Raw genomic sequence first — 17,532 nt, 5'->3', positions numbered from 1 at the left:
AAACGAAGAAATGAAAAATTTGTTTTAGGAGGTGTATGGTTATGGAGGAGATGAAGGACCGGGAGAGGGAGAGTAGTCAAGTGAATAACGAGTTTTTGCTTGAAGCGCTTAAAATGGAAAATCTAGATCAGTTCCGTACGGAGTTCCTCGAAATGCATCCTTATGATCAGGCTCAATTTTATACAAGCTTGTCAGATGAATTCAGATCCGTCATTTACACATATTTGTCACCGGAAGAAATGGCGGACCTTTTTGAGAATATAGAAATAGATGAAGAGGATTATGAAAGCCTGTTAGCTGAAATGAATCCTTCTTACGCAGCCGATATGCTTTCCCATATGTATGCGGATGATGCTGCTGACGTCCTGAATGAAATCAATGATGAGCAGGCCGTCAGCTATTTGACCATCATGGATGATGAAGCGGCAAGCGAAATCCAGGAACTTCTGAATTACGAGGAATCTACGGCAGGAAGTATCATGACGACAGAGTTCATTGCCATTGAAGCAAATGAAACGGCTCGATCAGCCATGCAGATCTTAAAAAGGGAAGCTCCGGGTGCGGAAACGATATATTATGTGTTCGTTACCGATCAGGAAAAGAAGCTGCTTGGTGTTTTATCGCTCAGGACTTTGATCATTGCAGATGAAGATGCTTTAATTGGTGATTTAATGGATGACAGGGTAGTTTCCGTACCTGTATCTGAAGACCAGGAAGAGGTGGCACGAAAAATAAGGGACTATAACTTCCTTGCCGTGCCGGTCGTCGATTTCCAGAACCATTTGTTAGGGATTATTACGGTTGATGATATCATTGATGTCATGGATGAAGAGGCATCCGATGATTATTCTAAACTCGCCGGTATATCTGATCTGGATCATGTTGATAAGAGTCCATTTTCAGCTGCAAAAAAACGGCTGCCATGGTTGGTCATCCTCTTGTTCTTAGGCTTGCTGACTGCGAGTTTGATCGGGCGATTCGAAGAGACACTAAGCCAAAAAGCGATTCTGGCTGTATTTATTCCATTGATTGGCGGCATGGCTGGAAATACAGGAACACAAGCATTGGCAGTGGCGGTCAGAGGAATCGCAACAGGTGAATTAGAACAGGAAAGCAAGTGGAAACTAGTCCTTCGAGAGGCTGGAACTGGCCTTATTATTGGTCTGACATGCGGAATTGCCATCATTTTCATCGTCTATTTTTGGCAAAAAGATTTAATGCTGGGGTTATTGGTCGGTATTTCGATTTTCATAACTCTGATCGTTGCCACACTTGCCGGTTCAATCGTCCCGCTTCTCATGCATAAAATGAAAATCGATCCAGCAGTAGCTTCAGGTCCTTTCATTACAACTATAAATGACCTTATCAGTATTCTTATTTATTTCGGATTAGCAACATTATTAATGGGCTATTTACTATAAGTCAAAGATGGCCCTCCTGAAGGGTCATTCCCAGAGGACTTTAGAAAACGGTGTTTTTATCAAAGGAAATTTGATATACTGTCATTAGTAGCAGGTACTAATAACTTGTATTAAAAATAGGAGGTCACATACGATGACTTTTTCATTAGAGGGAAAAACGTTTGTCATAATGGGTGTTGCGAATAAAAGAAGTATTGCTTGGGGAGTTGCCCGTTCCTTACATAAAGCAGGTGCAAAAATGATTTTCACTTACGGAAAAGACCGTACGGAAAAAAGCGTTAGGGAACTATCTTCTACATTGGAAGGGGAGCCCTCCATCATTTTACAATGTGATGTAACGAAGGATGAAAGCATTGAAAAATGTTTTGCGACGATTAAGGAAGAAACAGGTATCATTCATGGCGTGGTACACAGTGTCGCATTCGCTAACAAGGAAGAACTGGACGGTGAGTTCGTCAATACGAGCCGTGAAGGGTTCTTGCTTGCCCATAATATCAGTTCATTTTCTTTAACGGCTGTAGCTAAAGCGGCGAAAGAAATCATGCCGGAAGGCGGCAGCATTGTCACAATGACGTATCTTGGCGGTGAACGGGTCATGCCTAATTATAATGTAATGGGAGTGGCTAAGGCTTCACTTGAAGCCAATGTCCGTTACCTGTCAAGTGATCTTGGCAAAGATAACATTCGAGTGAATGCTATTTCAGCGGGACCTATCCGTACCCTATCCGCAAAAGGTGTTCGCGACTTCAATACCATTTTAAAGAAGATTGAAGAAGAAGCACCGCTTCGTCGTACAACGACACCAGAAGAAGTAGGGGATACGGCCGTATTTTTATTAAGTGACATGTCCCGCGGGATTACCGGGGAAAATATCCATGTGGATTCTGGTTACCATATAATCGGATGACAGTAAAAGAAGGGGACCGATATCGGTCCCCTTTTTTATTGATTTTCCACTCCTCAGGAATCCTAAATTGCTGCATCCTCATTTGAAATCTATCCGATTTTTTCATCTTCAAATGTTTTAGTTTTCTCCATAAATGCCCAGCATATCCAAGCTTGGTTGATGTCCTTTTTTGAAGGAGTGTCACATCTCCAGCATAAAGAAGGGTGAGTTTCATATAAATGATACATAGAGCGGATATTCATTGTTTGCGAGAATCGGCATAAAGCGGCTTTCAACCCTATTCGAGAAAAAGAAGGAGGGGTATCATGGACGTGGAAAAAGTTGGTGTGCCTTGTGCTGATGGAAAACAAACTATACAAAATACGCTGAAGAGACATATCAATTTACATGGAAAAAATATCAGTACTTCATATACCGCCGAGGAATTGGTGGAGCTATTGTCCCGACTTCCAGCCTTTGCACCTAAGCCTGTTTGTAAATTCATCATCAATGACCGTACACTATTCGGGAAATTGGAACAAAAAAAAGAATCCAGTTTGTTCATAAGGCATAAATTCGGGAAAAAAGTTGTCCAATACCAAATGGAACAGCTGCAGTCCGTGGATATTCTGAAATATTAAGGAGGGTTTTCATGTCAGGGAAAAATGGCGATAAGGAATCCAAACCACTTATATATGTCGATCAAGCAAAAATATCAGATCTGCGTGGAAATATGCAAAGTGATTTTAGAACGAAAAAGGCTAAACCTCAAGACAGCGCTGAGCCGGAACTTCAGGAAGAAGCCGAGCATAAAGAAGAAAAAATCGAACAGGTCAAACGCGAATTTGGTGTTTATGATGCCATGATGGAAATTGAAAAAGAGATTACGGGATTAAGGAAAATCACGGAAGAATATGTCCCTGAGCAAGCTCCGGTTGAAAAAATGGAACATCCTGAACAAATTGAACAGGAAAATGAAAAGCCAGTTAAGAGAAAAAGGAAAAAGGTGGAGAAGAAGGAATCTTCCCGTGACATCATTTCCCGCCTATCCAATCATCAAGGTTTTCCAAAACCATTATGTGAGGCTGTAATTAACGGAGAAAAGCTTCGGTTTCATGTGATGGGCATGAGAGGGGAATCAGTGAAAATTAAAAGAGGGAACCATATCCGTTTCGTGGGTCTGCCGGATATCATCGATGCCAAAATAATTGAAGAATCCAAGTGAAGGAGCAATATTAAATGTTTCTCCCACAAAGTGAATTTACCTTATTTATCATATTAGGCTTGGCTTCCTTCAGGCTGACACGCTTGATCGTTTTCGATAAAATCATGGAGCCGCTGCGCAGCCCCTTTTTTAAAGAGATAGAGGAAAAAAATGAAGAAGGAATTGTGGAAATATTTTTAATGCCCAAGGAAAAGGGTCTGCTGGGGTGGATTGGTCAATTGCTAAGTTGTTTTTGGTGCGTGGGTGTCTGGGTCAGCCTTTTTCTGGTTTTCCTTTATATCCAACATTGGTTTATAGGCGACGTACTGATATTAATCCTTGCCGTTGCAGCAGTAGGAGCGATAATTGAGGTCATAATCAGCAAAATTATGGACATTTGATTGGAAACAACTTGTCTAATCATTCATATAGTATGATATAGATCTTAAAGGAGGAGTCATGAATTGAATCAGAAACAGAATAATCCATGGGCATATGCAAAACCGATAAAAAAAGATCAGCCAATCAAAATCAAGAAAGATTGTGGCTGTAATAATAACAATAAAAATAAAGGCTATTGAGTGAAAAAACCTTTCCATTTTGGAAGGGTTTTTTTATTTCCTAATCCTACCATTCATAAAAAAACCGTTAAACAAGAAAATAACAATAGAACGATAAATTAGGATGTGATTCTATGTTCAGACAAGGAAGATATTTTAAGGGAAGCTGGCTGATTTTTATAGTTGTTTTGTGTGTGCTTACGGGGTGCAGCAATCAGAATGATGGAAAAACGGAGAATTTCGCAATGATTAAACGTACGAATCCTGAACCGATGGATATCATTAATGGAATGGATGAGAAGGATGAAAAGGGACTGATCTCAAAGGTAAAGGAAACAGTTGCTAATGAAGACACCATCTATGACGTGATCGTCGTGAAAAACGACAAAAAGATTATCGTCGCTTATAAAGTTAAGCACCTACAACGTTTTCATATGAAGAAAATTGAAAAGACTGTGACTGAAAATCTGGAAGAGAAGTTTCCCAAAAATGATTTTATCGTATCTAGCGATTATAAAATCTTTTTGGAATCGGTAAGGTTGAACGAGTTACTTAAGAAAAAAGATGTACCCGAGAAAAAGGCAAGGAAGAAGTTCAAGGAAATTGAAGAACTTCAAAAAGAATTAATTTAGAAGAGAGGTTCAACAATATGAGCGGCAAGGATAAAACGACCCCAATACAGGATGCGTATCAAGAGCTTCAAGGGAAGCATGAAATTAAAAGACCGATAGTGAAGAATTGTTTGAAGGCCTTTTTAGTAGGTGGTATTTTCTGCATAGTGGGACAAGCCATTTCCTACTTCTATATTTATTTTTTTAACTTTACGGAGCAGACAGCAGGAGGTCCGACAACGGCTACCATGGTGTTTCTGGCCCTTTTGATGACCGGTTTCGGGTTTTACGACCGCATTGGCCAGTTTGGGGGGGCAGGGAGTGCCGTCCCTGTCACTGGGTTCGGTAACGCAGTCATTTCGGCAGCAATCGAACATCGGACGGAAGGTTTTGTACTTGGAGTTGGATCCAATATGTTTAAATTGGCCGGATCGGTCATTTTATTTGGAGTATTTTCAGCCTTTGTCGTGGCGTTGATAAAAACGATTTACCTAATGATTGGGGGCTAAGCGGTGTTAAAGGGAAAACAAACATGGATGTTCACCAATAAACCGGTCATCTTGGAAACAGGGGTAACAGGCGGGCCATTTGAAGCTAATGGAGAAATCGCTGGTGATTTCGATATTTTATACGACGATTTGTGGATGGAGCAGGATTCATATGAGAAGGCTCATCGCCATTTGATGGAGAAAGCGGTAGAGCTTGCATTGGAAAAAGGTAAGATTGGCAAGGAGCAGGTGCAATTTTTCTTGGCGGGTGATTTAATCAATCAGGTTACACCGACAAGCTTTGCAGCGAGAACCAATGGAATTCCATATTTCGGCTTGTTTGGAGCCTGTTCCACATCGATGGAAGGGCTTGCTCTAGCTGCCTTCATCACTAATTATGGCGGGGCTAACTATGTGTTGACAGGTGCCTCGAGCCACAATGCAGCTGTTGAAAAACAATTTCGCTATCCAACTGAATATGGCGGGCAAAAACCACCTACAGCTCAATGGACGATAACGGGAGCGGGGGTGGCGCTGGTTGCACCTGATGGAAGCATGCAAGGGGAATTTCCCCATATTGTCTCCGCCACTATCGGAAAGGTCATTGACATGGGATTGAAAGATCCTTTCAATATGGGGGGAGCGATGGCCCCGGCGGCCGCCGATACGATACTTGCCCATTTCAAAGATACTGGTTTGACCCCGGATGATTACGATTTCATCATTACCGGTGATTTAGGTCAAATAGGGAGGGAGACAGCTCTTGACTTATTGAAGCAAAAGGGCTGTGATATCAATCAGGAAAAATTCAAGGATTGCGGATTGATGATTTTCAAAAAGGACCAGCCTGTTTTGGCTGGCGGGAGCGGTGCGGGATGTTCGGCAGTGGTATTATACGGTCATATACTGAATGAAATGATTTCCGGCAAATATAAAAAAATCCTGCTGGTCGCAACAGGAGCATTATTGTCACCGCTTTCCGTCCAGCAAAAAGATACGATTCCGTGCATTGCCCATGCTGTAGCCATTGAATATGGGATGAATTCATGAAAAAGGAGAGATTTCGATGTTAGCAATGTTTTTTTGGGCCTTTGTCATCGGTGGCTTGATTTGTGTAGTCGGCCAGCTTCTTTTCGATGTTGCTAAGCTGACACCGGCACATACGTTAAGCTTGTTCGTTGTAATAGGGGCTGTTCTCGGCGGATTTGATTTATATGAGCCGCTTGTTAACTTTGCCGGTGCCGGAGCAACCATACCGATCGTTTCGTTCGGGAACTCGCTGGTGAACGGGGCGATGATGGAATCGGAAAAACATGGTCTAGTCGGCGTACTGACAGGCATGTTTGAAATTACAAGTTCCGGTATCTCTGCAGCAATCGTCTTTGGATTCATCGGAGCATTGGTTTTCAGGCCAAAAGGATAAAATAATCGAAATAGGCAGCCTTGGAATGGGACATGGCCTATACATATTTGTCCAGACCTACATATGTTATCAGTAAGCTTTAGCGAGAGCGAGGTGATATGTATGTTTGGTTTTGGTGGCTACGGTTGTTGTGGCGGCAGCGGTTATGGATACGGCGGCGGTTATGGCGGAGGATACGGTGGCGGCGGTTCCACTTTCGCGATAATCGTTGTATTGTTTATCCTATTGATCATTGTAGGGGCTTCTTTCTGCTAAGGCGTAAAAGGAATGGGCAGAAGAAGCCTATTCCTTTTATTTTTTTTGTATGGGCCTAGCACTTTTTTCTGATAATGCCATAGGATAGGTACAGAAAAGGGAGGGGCTTAGGTATGGATAATAACTTTTTTAAAAACATAGAAGGTAAAACCGGCGTAAATATGAAAGATGTATTAGAATTGGCAAACTCGCTCCAAGGAGCCAACTTCAAAGATGAAACAACGGTTAGAAACGTCATTAAGCGTGTTTCAAAAATAGCGAATAAGCCGGTCAATAAGGAAACGGAAGATAAAATCGTACATTCCATCGTAGCTGAAGGGAATAAACTTGATTTCGGGACGATATCCAATATGATTAATAAAAAATGAAAAAGGGCCTGCTATCATGCAGGCCTTCAGACTGCAGACAAACTTGAAAAAAAGCAAGTTTGCCTGCAGTTTTTTAATTTTAAAAAGTCCATTTGCAAGATTTATAGCGTCGGCTTTTGGTCAAAGCTTCAGGAAACGTGATGGATGGGCAGTCCGTCCGCGTCTAGTTTGCAGGATGGAAAGGTAAAGATCCTTTTTAGCCCTGGTTGCCGCTACATAGAGCAATCGTCTTTCCTCTTCAAGAGGGGATAGTTCCCCTTTTCGGTAAGATTCAAGTGCGAAATCATGAGGAATGCTGCCATCGACAGCAGCAAGGACATATACGGTTTGATATTCAAGCCCTTTGGAACGATGTATGGTGGTAAGCTGTATGGCATCCTTAAAGTGTTTCGATAGCTGTTTAATCTCTTGGACCATCGCAGTCATATGATCGACATGTTCAATGAAAGCGGCAACGGTTGGAAAACGATTTGCCGCCACCTTTAAGTCACGGATGTCATCGGACCCTTTTTCCAGGTTCGCATCATTACCGCGTTTTTTTACATATTCCTGGTATCCTAAATCTTTCTCGATGATCTCTAACGCTACGAGTGGCGACATAATTTTTAAAGACCGAATCTGTCCCGGAATCGTTTTTAATTTTCGTTCTTGAAAAGCATGTCCAGTCTTAACAAAAGCAAATGCATCGATGAAGTCACAATCCTGCAATATTGTCATTGCTTTTAACTCTTGTAATATACTTTGCTTTAAGAATAGGGAGGAAAGGACATCAGATGCTGCCTTGCTGTCATGCGGGAACAAACTCAAGCGCAAAAAGGCAAGCATGCCGCGAATGACCTTACGCTGATAAAACGAATCCGCATCCTTTTCAATGACGAATGGCAGATTGGAAGCGGCAAGCCGTTCAAAAATGGCCCTGGACATCGTGTGTGTCCTGTACAATACTGCAAAGTCCCCAGGGTTTGCTCCCTTGGATATTTTCTCTTGGATATCGGATACAATCATCGTCGCTTCCAATTCTTCATCATAAGGATAAAATAAAACAGGTGGATTTCCTGAATCATGCTGTGCCCTCATCTTTTTCTCCATCCGGTTCTGGTTTCGCTTGATCAAGCGGTTCGCTGTAGCGACAATTTCGTGGGAAGAGCGGTAATTCTCCGTCAGCTTCACCACTTGGGATCGAGGGAAGTCATGATTGAAATTCAAAATATACTTCGGATCGCTTCCACGGAATGAATAGATGGATTGGTCATCATCTCCAACCGCACATACATTTTTTGATTCAGCAGAGAGGAGTTTTATCAATTCATATTGAACTTTATTGATATCCTGAAACTCATCTACCAAAAAATAGTTAAACCTTTGCTGATATTTCTTTAAAAAATCTGGGTGATTTTTTAAAAATACATAACAGCCTACAAGCATATCATCAAAATCATACTTCCCTGTTTGCTGTTTATATTCTTCATATTTCTTATATAAAAATAAACACGATTTCTCCCAATCGTCCTTAGGGTGAATATCTTCTGGAAAAGCCAAAGAGTTTTTCCAAAGCCCGATTTGTTGAAGGGCCTGATCATATGCAAATTCCTTATCATCAAGTTCCAATTCCCTGCCAGCCTGTTTCAATACCTTTTCTTTTTCCCACTCCCACTTCAATAGGAAATCGCGCTGCCATTTGGCTGGTTCGTGGAAAATCAGGATTTTATAAAAGATGCTATGAAAGGTCCCGCTAACGATTTGAGAAACAAGGGAGGGCGTCATATAGGGATAACCGAGCAGACGCTGCTGCATTTCCTTTGCGGATTTCGCCGTAAATGTTACAAGCATGATACTTTTTGGATCAATCTTTTTCACTGTGAGCATATAGGCAGTGCGTACCGTCAATACGCGGGTTTTCCCGCTACCTGCTCCTGAAAGGACAAGGATGGGTCCATCGATCGTCATTACCGCTTTGAGTTGCTCTGCATCGAGAACAACCCCTGAAGAGGATAATTCTTGAAAGTATGGTTCCTCTGATTGTGCCATGTCATATGGCTTATCTGAATATTTCGGATTGCCGGTTATGGGGCGGCTTTTAAGGAAAGGTTCGGTAATGGTTTTCGTTTCAGTAATGGTTCGTGATGTTGGAATCCTAAATCCATTCTGTTCCATATATTCTAAGGGCTTATCTTCATTTATGGATTCTGAAATTGGCATTTCACAGGGTCCCTGCGATGGGTCGCTATGATAAAAATAAGGTGTCTCATGGATTCCAATAAATAATTTCACTGGTTTATGACAAATGATACAAGAAAGCTGATCACGTTTTCCTTTTTCAAAAAGTGTCTGCAGCTCACCAGCTGAAACGGTATGTAAATGTACGATTTCATTGCCAGATTTTGCTTGATTCATATAAATGGATACCTCTAATCTATTAAAAATATCGGCAATACTCATCATACCAGAAGATTAGGAAAAAAGAATGTGGAAATCATGTTTAAATATTGTTCTGGCAGGGTAATTAAATGACAACATAACTATTTCAATATAAGGAGGGGTTACTATGGGATATATAGCACCTGTCACACAATTTGATTATATTCAATATGCCAACCGGAAGGTCGAAGCTGCAGGGAAAGTAAGAATTGTTAAAGGAGCGGCACCCATTCAACCCATCCGTTTTGATCAGGTGTTGGAAAGGGAAAGGGAAAGGGAAAGGGAAAGCGTTGAAGGATTAAATCAAATTCAAGATAATGTTCGGGTAAGTGCATATGGAGCAGGCACATATCAACATGAAATGGGCAGGAGCGTCAGGAAGGATTTAACGGCTGGAATGACAGGAAAAGGCAGGTTCATCAACGAAATTGTCTAGTTCCTCCAGAAAGACAAAAGAGGACACGTGAAGTGTCCTTTTTGTGCTGACTTCTTAAAGAATGTCTATTTCCACGATTAGGGCTAACAATAGTTGCAATAAAAGTTGGATGTTAAGAGCGATTTGTGCATCAGTTGTTGTAATGTCGATATCACGGCTGTTTTCAACAATTGTTTTTTGGCGCGTGATTTGTTTAACATTAGAAGATTGGATTAATTGTTGAGTGATCTTATCAGCATTATCACCATCTGCAACGGAAATGCTTACGATGACCGCAATTGCAGCTTGTAGAGCAGCTTGTAGTGAGAGGGCCGCTTTAACATCCGTTGAAGTGATATTTACATTACAAGAATCTTTAATGTAAATAAGTTCTTCAGAAAGCTGAACTTGATTATTATCCTGTCTTGCATCTTGGTCAATCTTTGTGTCATCGTCGTTACAGAATCCTGAAAGGGGATGTCTGGAAGCGGAATCTAGAGCCGACCATGACCTTTCAGAGTCATCATGTGTGTTACAATTGCTACGATATACATTTTGGTTCATGTTGTTTTTTCCTCCTTAGGTTTTATTCCCTATTAAAATATGCTTTGATGGTTAATCGGGTTGGACGAATAAATCAGTTCATTCGTCTATTTTTTAAATACTTAGAGAAAGTATTAGTGTGTGGGGGATGAATAATAAAGAAGCTGGAGCTTTAGGAATGAAATGTAAGTGCTGCTATGTCTCGGTTTACTTATTTCTCGCCAGCAAGTAAGGTGATTAGGTGATATGGTGCGTCATTTATTTTTGGAATCCGTGAATTTGTTGTGAATGGAATTGGTAACTGGATTAACATCATGTTCCGTGATGTTCTTTTCTTGGTTTATGATTTTTAGTGATTGCTCTTGTAAATAACGAACGGTTTCTTTAAGGTTGTTTCTCTCTTTTTCAGTTAGATCGACCTTTTCCTTTTTGAAACCATGTTTTCTCAAAGTCCTCGAAACCAGCAGCTCCATCAGTCTTTTTTGAGACTCATCCAGGTTAAAATCATTGTTACCCATAAAATTTTCCCTCCTTCTTGCTTTCTATATATAGACTATGTATTTTTGATGAGATTGCCATTGAACGGAAATGGTTTTTTTCATAAAACGATAATTTAAGTCCATGAACGAACAAAAAAAGCTGTCCAATCAGAAGACTGAAAGGACAGCTTTTTTATATCAAAAAATGGTTTTCTTCATCGTTTTATGAGGAATGCCAGCATCCATGAATTCGTCGGAAACGATCTCATAACCTAATTTTGAATAAAAAGGGATGGCATGCACTTGGGAATCAAGCTTTAATTGAGGCACTTCCTGCTGGATTGCGTATTCCTCAATAGCATTCATGATCATGGCGCCGGCACCATTCTTACGGCCCGATGACAGTACACAAATGCGCTGTACTTTACCGATGTTGTCAATGACCCTGAAGCGGCCGGCACCGATTGGCAGATGCTGCTCATCATATAAAACGAAATGTGTGGAATCTTTTTCATATTCATCGATCTCTTCTTCAAGAGGGACGTTTTGTTCTTGGACGAACACTTTTCTTCGAATCATATATGCGTTTTCAAGCTCTTGGCTGTTCTCTGCGATTTTTACAAACACGAAATCATTCAGCTCCTAATCTAAATGTTTCATAAACGGTCCATGCCCCATCTTCAAGTTGATACAGCAAGTGAACTCGTTTCACCTCTTCTTCATGGCTGATGTCAAGCATGCTTAATTGGCCTAAAACATCAGAATGCTCATTATCGGATAAATCTTGAGCGATTGTAATATGCGGGACAAATGCATGTTCACTTTCACTTTTTATGAAATCCTCATTGTTAAGCGCATCATGCAGCTCTTGAAGCCCTTCGGATAATTCTACTTTGAAATAAATAGTATTACTTACGGGTTGGAAAGACTTCGTTTTGGTTACGCTCATCGTAAAAGGTCTGCACTTTTGAGCGATGCCTTTTAATTGTTCCGCGATTGTTGAAATTTCCATATCCGTCGCTTCGAACGTTGGTTTAAGCGTTAGATGCGGTGGTATGAAAGCATACTTCGTATCATACCGTTTGCGATAGGAGTTAGCTAAATCTTGAAGTTTTTTTGAAGGGAAAATTGCAACACCATATTTCATAAATAAAACCTCCTGATATTTTTTATTGTTGTATTATAGTTGGACATGTTTTTTGCTTGAAACCATCCCAAACAGGTGATTTCGAGTAATTAGAACATTTCCAATAGTGCTCGTTTCAAATCTGCCTGCCAGAATTTCCAGGTATGATTACCTTCAAATTCTTCATAGAAGCAAGGAAATCCTTTTTGGTTTATTAATTTATGCAATTCCCTATTTGGTTCTATGAAGTTTGCCTTATTGCCATCCGTCGTCGGTACATCCGTTTCACCCGTCCCGATCACATGGTAAAGTTCGAGGAGATGCGGATCCTCAAAATTACGTACAGCATCCATTACTGCTTCATTGGCAAGCGGGGACTGCATGATGCATTTACCGAATGTATGCGGATACTGCAAAGCGGCCAATAAAGAAACTGTACCGCCAAGAGAGTCACCGATCAAAGTTCGACCATGTCCCATTTGATAGGTTGGGAATTCATCATCTAAAAACGGAACTAGTTCATGGGCAAGAAAACGTATGTATGCAATATGCTGTTCCCCGTCCGGATGATATTTGCGCCTGCGGTCAAAGCGGTCTTTATAAGGAATGCCGACAATGATGATATTCTCGATCTCATCGTTCCCTAACAGTTCATCTGCTACCCGACCGATTCGGCCCATTTGAAAATAATCACGGCCATCCTGAGCAATCACAAGCGAATATTTATACAATGGCGAATAATTAGCAGGCAAGTAGACAAGCAATTCCAATTCTTCTGCTAAAGCTTCGCTTTTAAACATGTACTCTTTAATTGTGCCTTTGCGTAAACTCATTCTCCCGCACCTCAATGATAATTAATAATGAAAAACAACTTACTTGATTATTTTAGCATAGCCTTGCAACTTTTTCCCGCGACAAGAATTTGGAATATAAAATTTTCGTTATATTTTCTAAAAATTTAAATTATAAGGTGCTATAATACAAGGATATAGAAAAATAATACAAAAAAAGGTGGCGAATAAAATGGCAGATGTACACGTGCACAGCAGGGAAGTGACAAAGGCGGCTAAACGAACATTATTGGAGCGTGGTGTCAGTGTGGAGGCAATTGCAAAAATCGTATATGAATTGCAGTTCCCGTACAAAGCTGATCTTAAGCTGGAGGAATGCATCCACAGCGTTGAGCGTGTCCTGTTGAAAAGGGAAATTCAACATGCCATTTTAGTCGGTGTGGAGCTGGATAAACTGGCAGAGCAAAAAAAACTATCAGAACCCCTGCAATCGATTGTTGAATCGGATGAAGGGCTATTCGGAGTGGATGAAACGATTGCCTTTGGTGCAGTACTCGGTTACGGAAGCATTGCTGTAACAACCTTTGGCCATTTGGATAAAAATAAAATAGGCGTCATACACGAACTTGATAAGAAGCAAGAAGGAATCGTGCATACCTTCCTGGATGACATCGTTGCAAGCATTGCCGCGAGTGCCGCCTCAAGGTTAGCTCATCGTCTGAGAGATGAAGAGGAATCGTTAACTGAACAGGAAAAGGACATCCAGGAAGAAGAAGAGTTAATAGGTTGAACCTTGAAGAGCAATCTTCAGCCAGACCTGTAAAACCTGGCCTTAATGAGGCGGGCAGAAAGGATGTTGGCTACTTTAAATGTCCGTTTTGTCTGCCTTAGAAAACAGAATGCGTGAATATGGCCTGGATAAATTTCAAGCACTTGGATTTTCCGTTGTGTAATCTTACCTTGTTCGGAGAGATAAATCATTTCTAATGGAGCATTTTCTTCCATATGTTTACGAAGTATATATTTCATTCCAAGTCACTCCTTTGCTTACTTGCTTGCTATCATTATATGCGAACGTACGTTTTGTATGCAAGTGAAAAGCGAACATTTGTTCTGTTTTGTTGTGAGGGTAAATGGAAGAAGATGAAATTATAACTTTTTTAATATTATATGTAGAGTTTTTAACAACTAAACAAAAAACGATTTATGTACTCAATTTCTGACCTTTCTACTAACAGGTCTCTTTGAATCGCAGTAGCTTGGTTCTTCATCAAACAAAACTGAAGTGCGGTTATACCTCACCTCATTTTCATTGAGAATAAAGAATCTGTTTCCCCGATTATATCCACAAAAATCCCTTCCTTATTGTTAACGACCACCTTCTTAATAAGATATAAAATCCAGTAGATTTTTGCTGTTTGAGTTAGATTTATTTTCAAATTTGTAACATATGTACAAACATCTTTTCTTTTAATGAATAAAATAACCCGAAAATAAAAAAAGAAAAAGGTGATTATAATTAAAAATCATTATTCCATTTCACATTGTAATTCCTTTATAGACACCACATATCTTAATAAGAAATGTGTGCAAAAGAAACCGGATGATTGTCATAGCTGCCATAAGAAACACAATGACTGTATATGTCACCAAAAGAAACCGGATGATTGTCATTGCTGTCATAAAAAACACAATGACTGTATTTGTCATCAAAAGAAATCGGATGATTGTCACTGTTGTCATAAGAAACACAATGACTGTATTTGTCATCAAAAGAAACCGGATGGTTGTCACTGCTGTCATAAGAAACACAATGACTGTATTTGTGAGCAAAAGAAAGATGATGACTGTCATTTGTGCCATAAGAAACATAATGACTGTATTTGTCATCAAAAGAAATCGGATGATTGTCATTGTTGTCATAAAAAACACAGTGACTGTATTTGTGAGCAAAAGAAAACCGATGACTGTCATTTGTGCCATAAGAAACATAATGACTGTCACTGTGATAATAAGAAACATAATCTAGTAAGAGCATCTGCGTTCAGGGCTAATAAGAATACACCACAACTTTACGAAGCAGCGTTAACTCCCTCTGTAAAAGTTTTATTCCAAACTGAACAGTTTGATTTAGCGGATGAATATAATCCGCATATATCAACATTTATTCCAACTAAGGATGGAATTTATGAGATAACAGCAAAAGTCTCGTTTTGTCCGTCAAAAAGTAAAAGCAATGATTCCTCAAAAAACAAAAAAGATAATTGCAAATGTGATTATTGCAGTAAAAATAGTTGCAACTGTGATTATTGCAGAAAACATCATTCTTCTTCAAAAGACAAAAAAAGGAATTCTTCAAAAGAAGGATATGTCGCATCCATTTCCATTAACGTAAACGGAGATAATTTAGATATTGTTAATGACTTCTTGGAGAAATCAAGACCTATTGGACTATCCGTTACTACAATCCTTCAGTTACAAGCAGGAGATCGGGTACAAGTATTATTTAGCGCAGATGCAAACGGAGAAATTTTAGCAGAAGCATCTTTAACAAACTTTCAGGCTGCCAGATTCCCTTCTCCAATGTAAAGATCTTTCTGCTTTAGTCTTAGATTGAGTAAATGGACATCATATTTGTTAATTAAAGTTGAGTAAACGTATGATTAGGAGCCTTGGATTCTCCTTGAAAAAGGTGAGGCGGATTCTATTCCGAGAAATTTTGGGTGTCAGATCCAACTTTCAGGGATTAACGCCTAAGACCACACTTTACGGAAAAAAACTTTTTTAGCAAAACTACTTGTTTTATTTTGAATACCACTATATAATAAATCTTGTTCAGAAAAGAAGTCAGCAACTAAGTAAGTTTTAAACCAAGCTCTATAGAGCTTGATTACATACGACTTGTTAGCTCAGTGGGAGAGCACTTCCTTGACAGGGAAGGGGTCGTGGGTTCGAATCCCTCACAGGTCATCAACTAACAAAGGCTCAAATCCTTTATGTAACAAGGATTTGGGCCTTTTTTTGTTTATAAATATATAGTTCATTTTGTATTATTTACTGGATTGGTTGCGGATAGAGCAGCATTTAAACCTAATACATGTCAATTATTTGTAATGATTGATATTTCAATGAACTGTAGGCAAAGCCTTTCGCTTATTCAGCTCACGATGGAGGTTAAAAAGAAGACCTTTTTTTTGGCTTTTCTTTAAAAGGTACATAATCATATTCTTCGGTAAAATCCACTTTACTATAATGTGTTGGATTACTCACTACTAAATACCATGCACGGGAATACTTCCTGGAAGCCCTGAACATGACGCATGAAGACTATGCGAAATATCAGCAAACGATGGTTTCTTGGCTTGAAAAGTATAATACAATGCCTTCACTTAAAATGATGGTAGAACAATATAGAGAAGAATTACAACCCTTACCCTCCACTTCAGTATTATATAGTAAATATTACCTTTGTTTTTAACGGATGATTTTAATACCTCAACAGTTTATTATATTGATAAAGGATGAAGTATTTAATCTACTACTACTATAATTTGGTAAGTCTTTAAAAGGGAAGTGATTGTTAAATGCTTTATATAAGCGATATCGAAAAGGTAATTAATAACACATTAAATGAGCACAATTTGGATATTATTTATGAATTTGACAATAATCTAAGTGCACCTATGAGTTATAACGTATCGACCAATACTATAAAATTCAATTACCTTCAAGTTAACGGTTATAAAGGGAAAATTAGAATTAAAGAGACAGAGGAAGATTTTGTTAAAATTATTCTGTATCGTATGATTGGTTATTATTTAGATTTTAAGAAAAACAAACATGATTTAAGGATTTTAATGTATGGTCACGAAGAAGAAAAAGAAAAGCTGAAATCTGAAATAGAAACTAATGCTTGGGATTATGGGAGAACATTAATACCTGAACAACTATTGGAGTCATATGATAAAGTTCGTGAATTGGATAAAATGTTAATAAATTAATGTGCTCTAAGAAAATGGTGACCCGACTTTAAACTAAAACAAGGAAAGAAAAAGAGCCTCCTTGGAGAATCTCTCTTGGCTGAATTTTGAGTGAGCAATTAAACTGGTATTCAATAAGACAGACCCAGAGAAAGAGGGGGTGTCTTAGAAAGATTGATGAATAAACAAAGAGAAAATCAAGTTCAAAGTTTGTGCTCGGTTTTTAAGAGATATCGATTGCTTGACAAAAGAAATACACCGGACTGAACATACTTCTGAAGAGAGGTTTTAATGAACAACATATACTAGATAAAGAGGAAAGAGATTATTGGTCAAGCGGCTCCAGAGAACGATTGCGTAGATAATTATTATGACCTGCTCATCCAACGATTTGTTCATGGCAGTAATTTAGATACAGCAGACAAAATTACGATGTCTTTATCCAGCCAAACTTGAAGCAATTTAATCGAGAACAATTTCTTGCTATATATGATGGTATTAACAGGAACCGTCAATGTTATGCATAGATTTGGATGCTTAGTGCTATCATTGTAATTTCGGTTT

At 39.3% G+C, this 17,532-nt stretch carries 23 protein-coding genes and 1 tRNA gene; 16 read left to right on the top strand and 8 right to left on the bottom strand.

What is annotated here, in order from left to right:
* Positions 1–50: 50 nt before the first annotated feature.
* The 11 genes from mgtE to spoVIF all read left to right on the top strand — a co-directional run bounded on the left by mgtE (position 51) and on the right by spoVIF (position 7,216).
* Positions 51–1,421, top strand: coding sequence for a magnesium transporter (gene mgtE / locus A6755_RS20640; protein WP_063592638.1), 1,371 nt, complete (start codon positions 51–53; stop codon positions 1,419–1,421).
* 133 nt (positions 1,422–1,554) lie between these two features.
* Positions 1,555–2,328, top strand: coding sequence for an enoyl-ACP reductase FabI (fabI, locus tag A6755_RS20635; protein ID WP_034314473.1), 774 nt, complete (start codon positions 1,555–1,557; stop codon positions 2,326–2,328).
* A 305-nt stretch (positions 2,329–2,633) separates the two neighbouring features.
* The gene (locus A6755_RS20630) at positions 2,634–2,948 is read left to right on the top strand and encodes a hypothetical protein (protein WP_034314470.1); all 315 of its coding nucleotides are present in this window, start codon (positions 2,634–2,636) and stop codon (positions 2,946–2,948) included.
* 11 nt (positions 2,949–2,959) lie between these two features.
* Entirely contained in the window at positions 2,960–3,532 is a 573-nt protein-coding gene (locus tag A6755_RS20625) for a hypothetical protein (protein WP_063591812.1), read from the top strand.
* 14 nt (positions 3,533–3,546) lie between these two features.
* Complete coding sequence (locus A6755_RS20620; protein ID WP_063591811.1) at positions 3,547–3,912, top strand: DUF1360 domain-containing protein; 366 nt, start codon at positions 3,547–3,549, stop codon at positions 3,910–3,912.
* Between the two features lie 404 nt (positions 3,913–4,316).
* Entirely contained in the window at positions 4,317–4,703 is a 387-nt protein-coding gene (locus A6755_RS20615) for a YhcN/YlaJ family sporulation lipoprotein (protein ID WP_244889699.1), read from the top strand.
* Positions 4,704–4,720: 17 nt separating this feature from the next.
* Positions 4,721–5,191 (top strand): stage V sporulation protein AC, encoded by a 471-nt coding sequence (spoVAC, locus tag A6755_RS20610; protein ID WP_034314464.1) that lies wholly within the window; start codon positions 4,721–4,723, stop codon positions 5,189–5,191.
* Between the two features lie 3 nt (positions 5,192–5,194).
* Positions 5,195–6,220: a stage V sporulation protein AD gene (gene spoVAD, locus A6755_RS20605; RefSeq protein WP_063591809.1), complete on the top strand. Its 1,026-nt coding sequence runs from the start codon at positions 5,195–5,197 to the stop codon at positions 6,218–6,220.
* Between the two features lie 16 nt (positions 6,221–6,236).
* Entirely contained in the window at positions 6,237–6,593 is a 357-nt protein-coding gene (gene spoVAE / locus A6755_RS20600) for a stage V sporulation protein AE (RefSeq protein WP_048686576.1), read from the top strand.
* Between the two features lie 102 nt (positions 6,594–6,695).
* The gene (locus A6755_RS26375) at positions 6,696–6,848 is read left to right on the top strand and encodes a YjcZ family sporulation protein (RefSeq protein WP_072272578.1); all 153 of its coding nucleotides are present in this window, start codon (positions 6,696–6,698) and stop codon (positions 6,846–6,848) included.
* A 113-nt stretch (positions 6,849–6,961) separates the two neighbouring features.
* Positions 6,962–7,216 (top strand): sporulation-specific transcription regulator SpoVIF, encoded by a 255-nt coding sequence (gene spoVIF, locus A6755_RS20595; RefSeq protein WP_034314458.1) that lies wholly within the window; start codon positions 6,962–6,964, stop codon positions 7,214–7,216.
* Between the two features lie 120 nt (positions 7,217–7,336).
* Here spoVIF and A6755_RS20590 read toward each other — a convergent pair whose 3' ends face one another.
* Positions 7,337–9,610, bottom strand: coding sequence for an ATP-dependent helicase (locus A6755_RS20590; RefSeq protein ID WP_063591808.1), 2,274 nt, complete (start codon positions 9,608–9,610; stop codon positions 7,337–7,339).
* Between the two features lie 151 nt (positions 9,611–9,761).
* Here A6755_RS20590 and A6755_RS20585 point away from each other — a divergent pair, with 151 nt between their 5' ends.
* On the top strand, positions 9,762–10,070 hold the full coding sequence (locus A6755_RS20585) for a hypothetical protein (protein WP_063591807.1): 309 nt from the start codon (positions 9,762–9,764) through the stop codon (positions 10,068–10,070).
* A 54-nt stretch (positions 10,071–10,124) separates the two neighbouring features.
* Here A6755_RS20585 and A6755_RS20580 read toward each other — a convergent pair whose 3' ends face one another.
* From A6755_RS20580 to A6755_RS20560, 5 genes are all read right to left on the bottom strand, one after another.
* Positions 10,125–10,613, bottom strand: coding sequence for a spore coat protein (locus A6755_RS20580; protein ID WP_063591806.1), 489 nt, complete (start codon positions 10,611–10,613; stop codon positions 10,125–10,127).
* Between the two features lie 233 nt (positions 10,614–10,846).
* A complete protein-coding gene (locus tag A6755_RS20575; protein ID WP_034314453.1) occupies positions 10,847–11,110 on the bottom strand; it encodes a hypothetical protein in 264 nt (87 codons plus the stop codon).
* A 159-nt stretch (positions 11,111–11,269) separates the two neighbouring features.
* Entirely contained in the window at positions 11,270–11,698 is a 429-nt protein-coding gene (locus A6755_RS20570; RefSeq protein ID WP_063591805.1) for a GNAT family N-acetyltransferase, read from the bottom strand.
* A gap of 4 nt (positions 11,699–11,702) precedes the next feature.
* Positions 11,703–12,218 carry a YjcG family protein gene (locus A6755_RS20565; RefSeq protein WP_034314450.1) on the bottom strand — a complete coding sequence of 172 codons (516 nt, stop codon included), beginning with the start codon at positions 12,216–12,218 and terminating at the stop codon, positions 11,703–11,705.
* 89 nt (positions 12,219–12,307) lie between these two features.
* Positions 12,308–13,030 (bottom strand): alpha/beta hydrolase, encoded by a 723-nt coding sequence (locus tag A6755_RS20560; RefSeq protein ID WP_063591804.1) that lies wholly within the window; start codon positions 13,028–13,030, stop codon positions 12,308–12,310.
* 190 nt (positions 13,031–13,220) lie between these two features.
* Between A6755_RS20560 and A6755_RS20555 the strand changes: the two genes are divergently transcribed.
* Positions 13,221–13,778 carry a phosphatidylglycerophosphatase A family protein gene (locus A6755_RS20555; RefSeq protein WP_034314446.1) on the top strand — a complete coding sequence of 186 codons (558 nt, stop codon included), beginning with the start codon at positions 13,221–13,223 and terminating at the stop codon, positions 13,776–13,778.
* Positions 13,779–13,795: 17 nt separating this feature from the next.
* On the opposite strand, the gene A6755_RS20550 is transcribed toward A6755_RS20555, so the two are convergent.
* Together A6755_RS20550 and A6755_RS20545 are read right to left on the bottom strand one after the other, a co-directional pair.
* Complete coding sequence (locus A6755_RS20550) at positions 13,796–14,017, bottom strand: hypothetical protein (RefSeq protein WP_063591803.1); 222 nt, start codon at positions 14,015–14,017, stop codon at positions 13,796–13,798.
* Between the two features lie 510 nt (positions 14,018–14,527).
* Positions 14,528–14,911, bottom strand: a complete 384-nt coding sequence (locus tag A6755_RS20545) for a hypothetical protein (RefSeq protein WP_134402167.1) — start codon at positions 14,909–14,911, stop codon at positions 14,528–14,530.
* A gap of 51 nt (positions 14,912–14,962) precedes the next feature.
* Between A6755_RS20545 and A6755_RS26795 the strand changes: the two genes are divergently transcribed.
* The 3 genes from A6755_RS26795 to A6755_RS20535 all read left to right on the top strand — a co-directional run bounded on the left by A6755_RS26795 (position 14,963) and on the right by A6755_RS20535 (position 16,989).
* The gene (locus A6755_RS26795) at positions 14,963–15,577 is read left to right on the top strand and encodes a hypothetical protein (protein WP_134402166.1); all 615 of its coding nucleotides are present in this window, start codon (positions 14,963–14,965) and stop codon (positions 15,575–15,577) included.
* Between the two features lie 309 nt (positions 15,578–15,886).
* Positions 15,887–15,958 (top strand) — tRNA-Val (locus A6755_RS20540).
* A 614-nt stretch (positions 15,959–16,572) separates the two neighbouring features.
* Complete coding sequence (locus A6755_RS20535; RefSeq protein ID WP_063591801.1) at positions 16,573–16,989, top strand: hypothetical protein; 417 nt, start codon at positions 16,573–16,575, stop codon at positions 16,987–16,989.
* Positions 16,990–17,532 lie beyond the last annotated feature (543 nt).

Source organism: Peribacillus frigoritolerans, from assembly GCF_001636405.1.
Taxonomy (GTDB): Bacteria; Bacillota; Bacilli; order Bacillales; family DSM-1321; genus Peribacillus; species Peribacillus frigoritolerans.
Note: the sequence above shows the minus strand (reverse complement) of the source record. Positions and strands in the feature narration are given on the sequence as shown.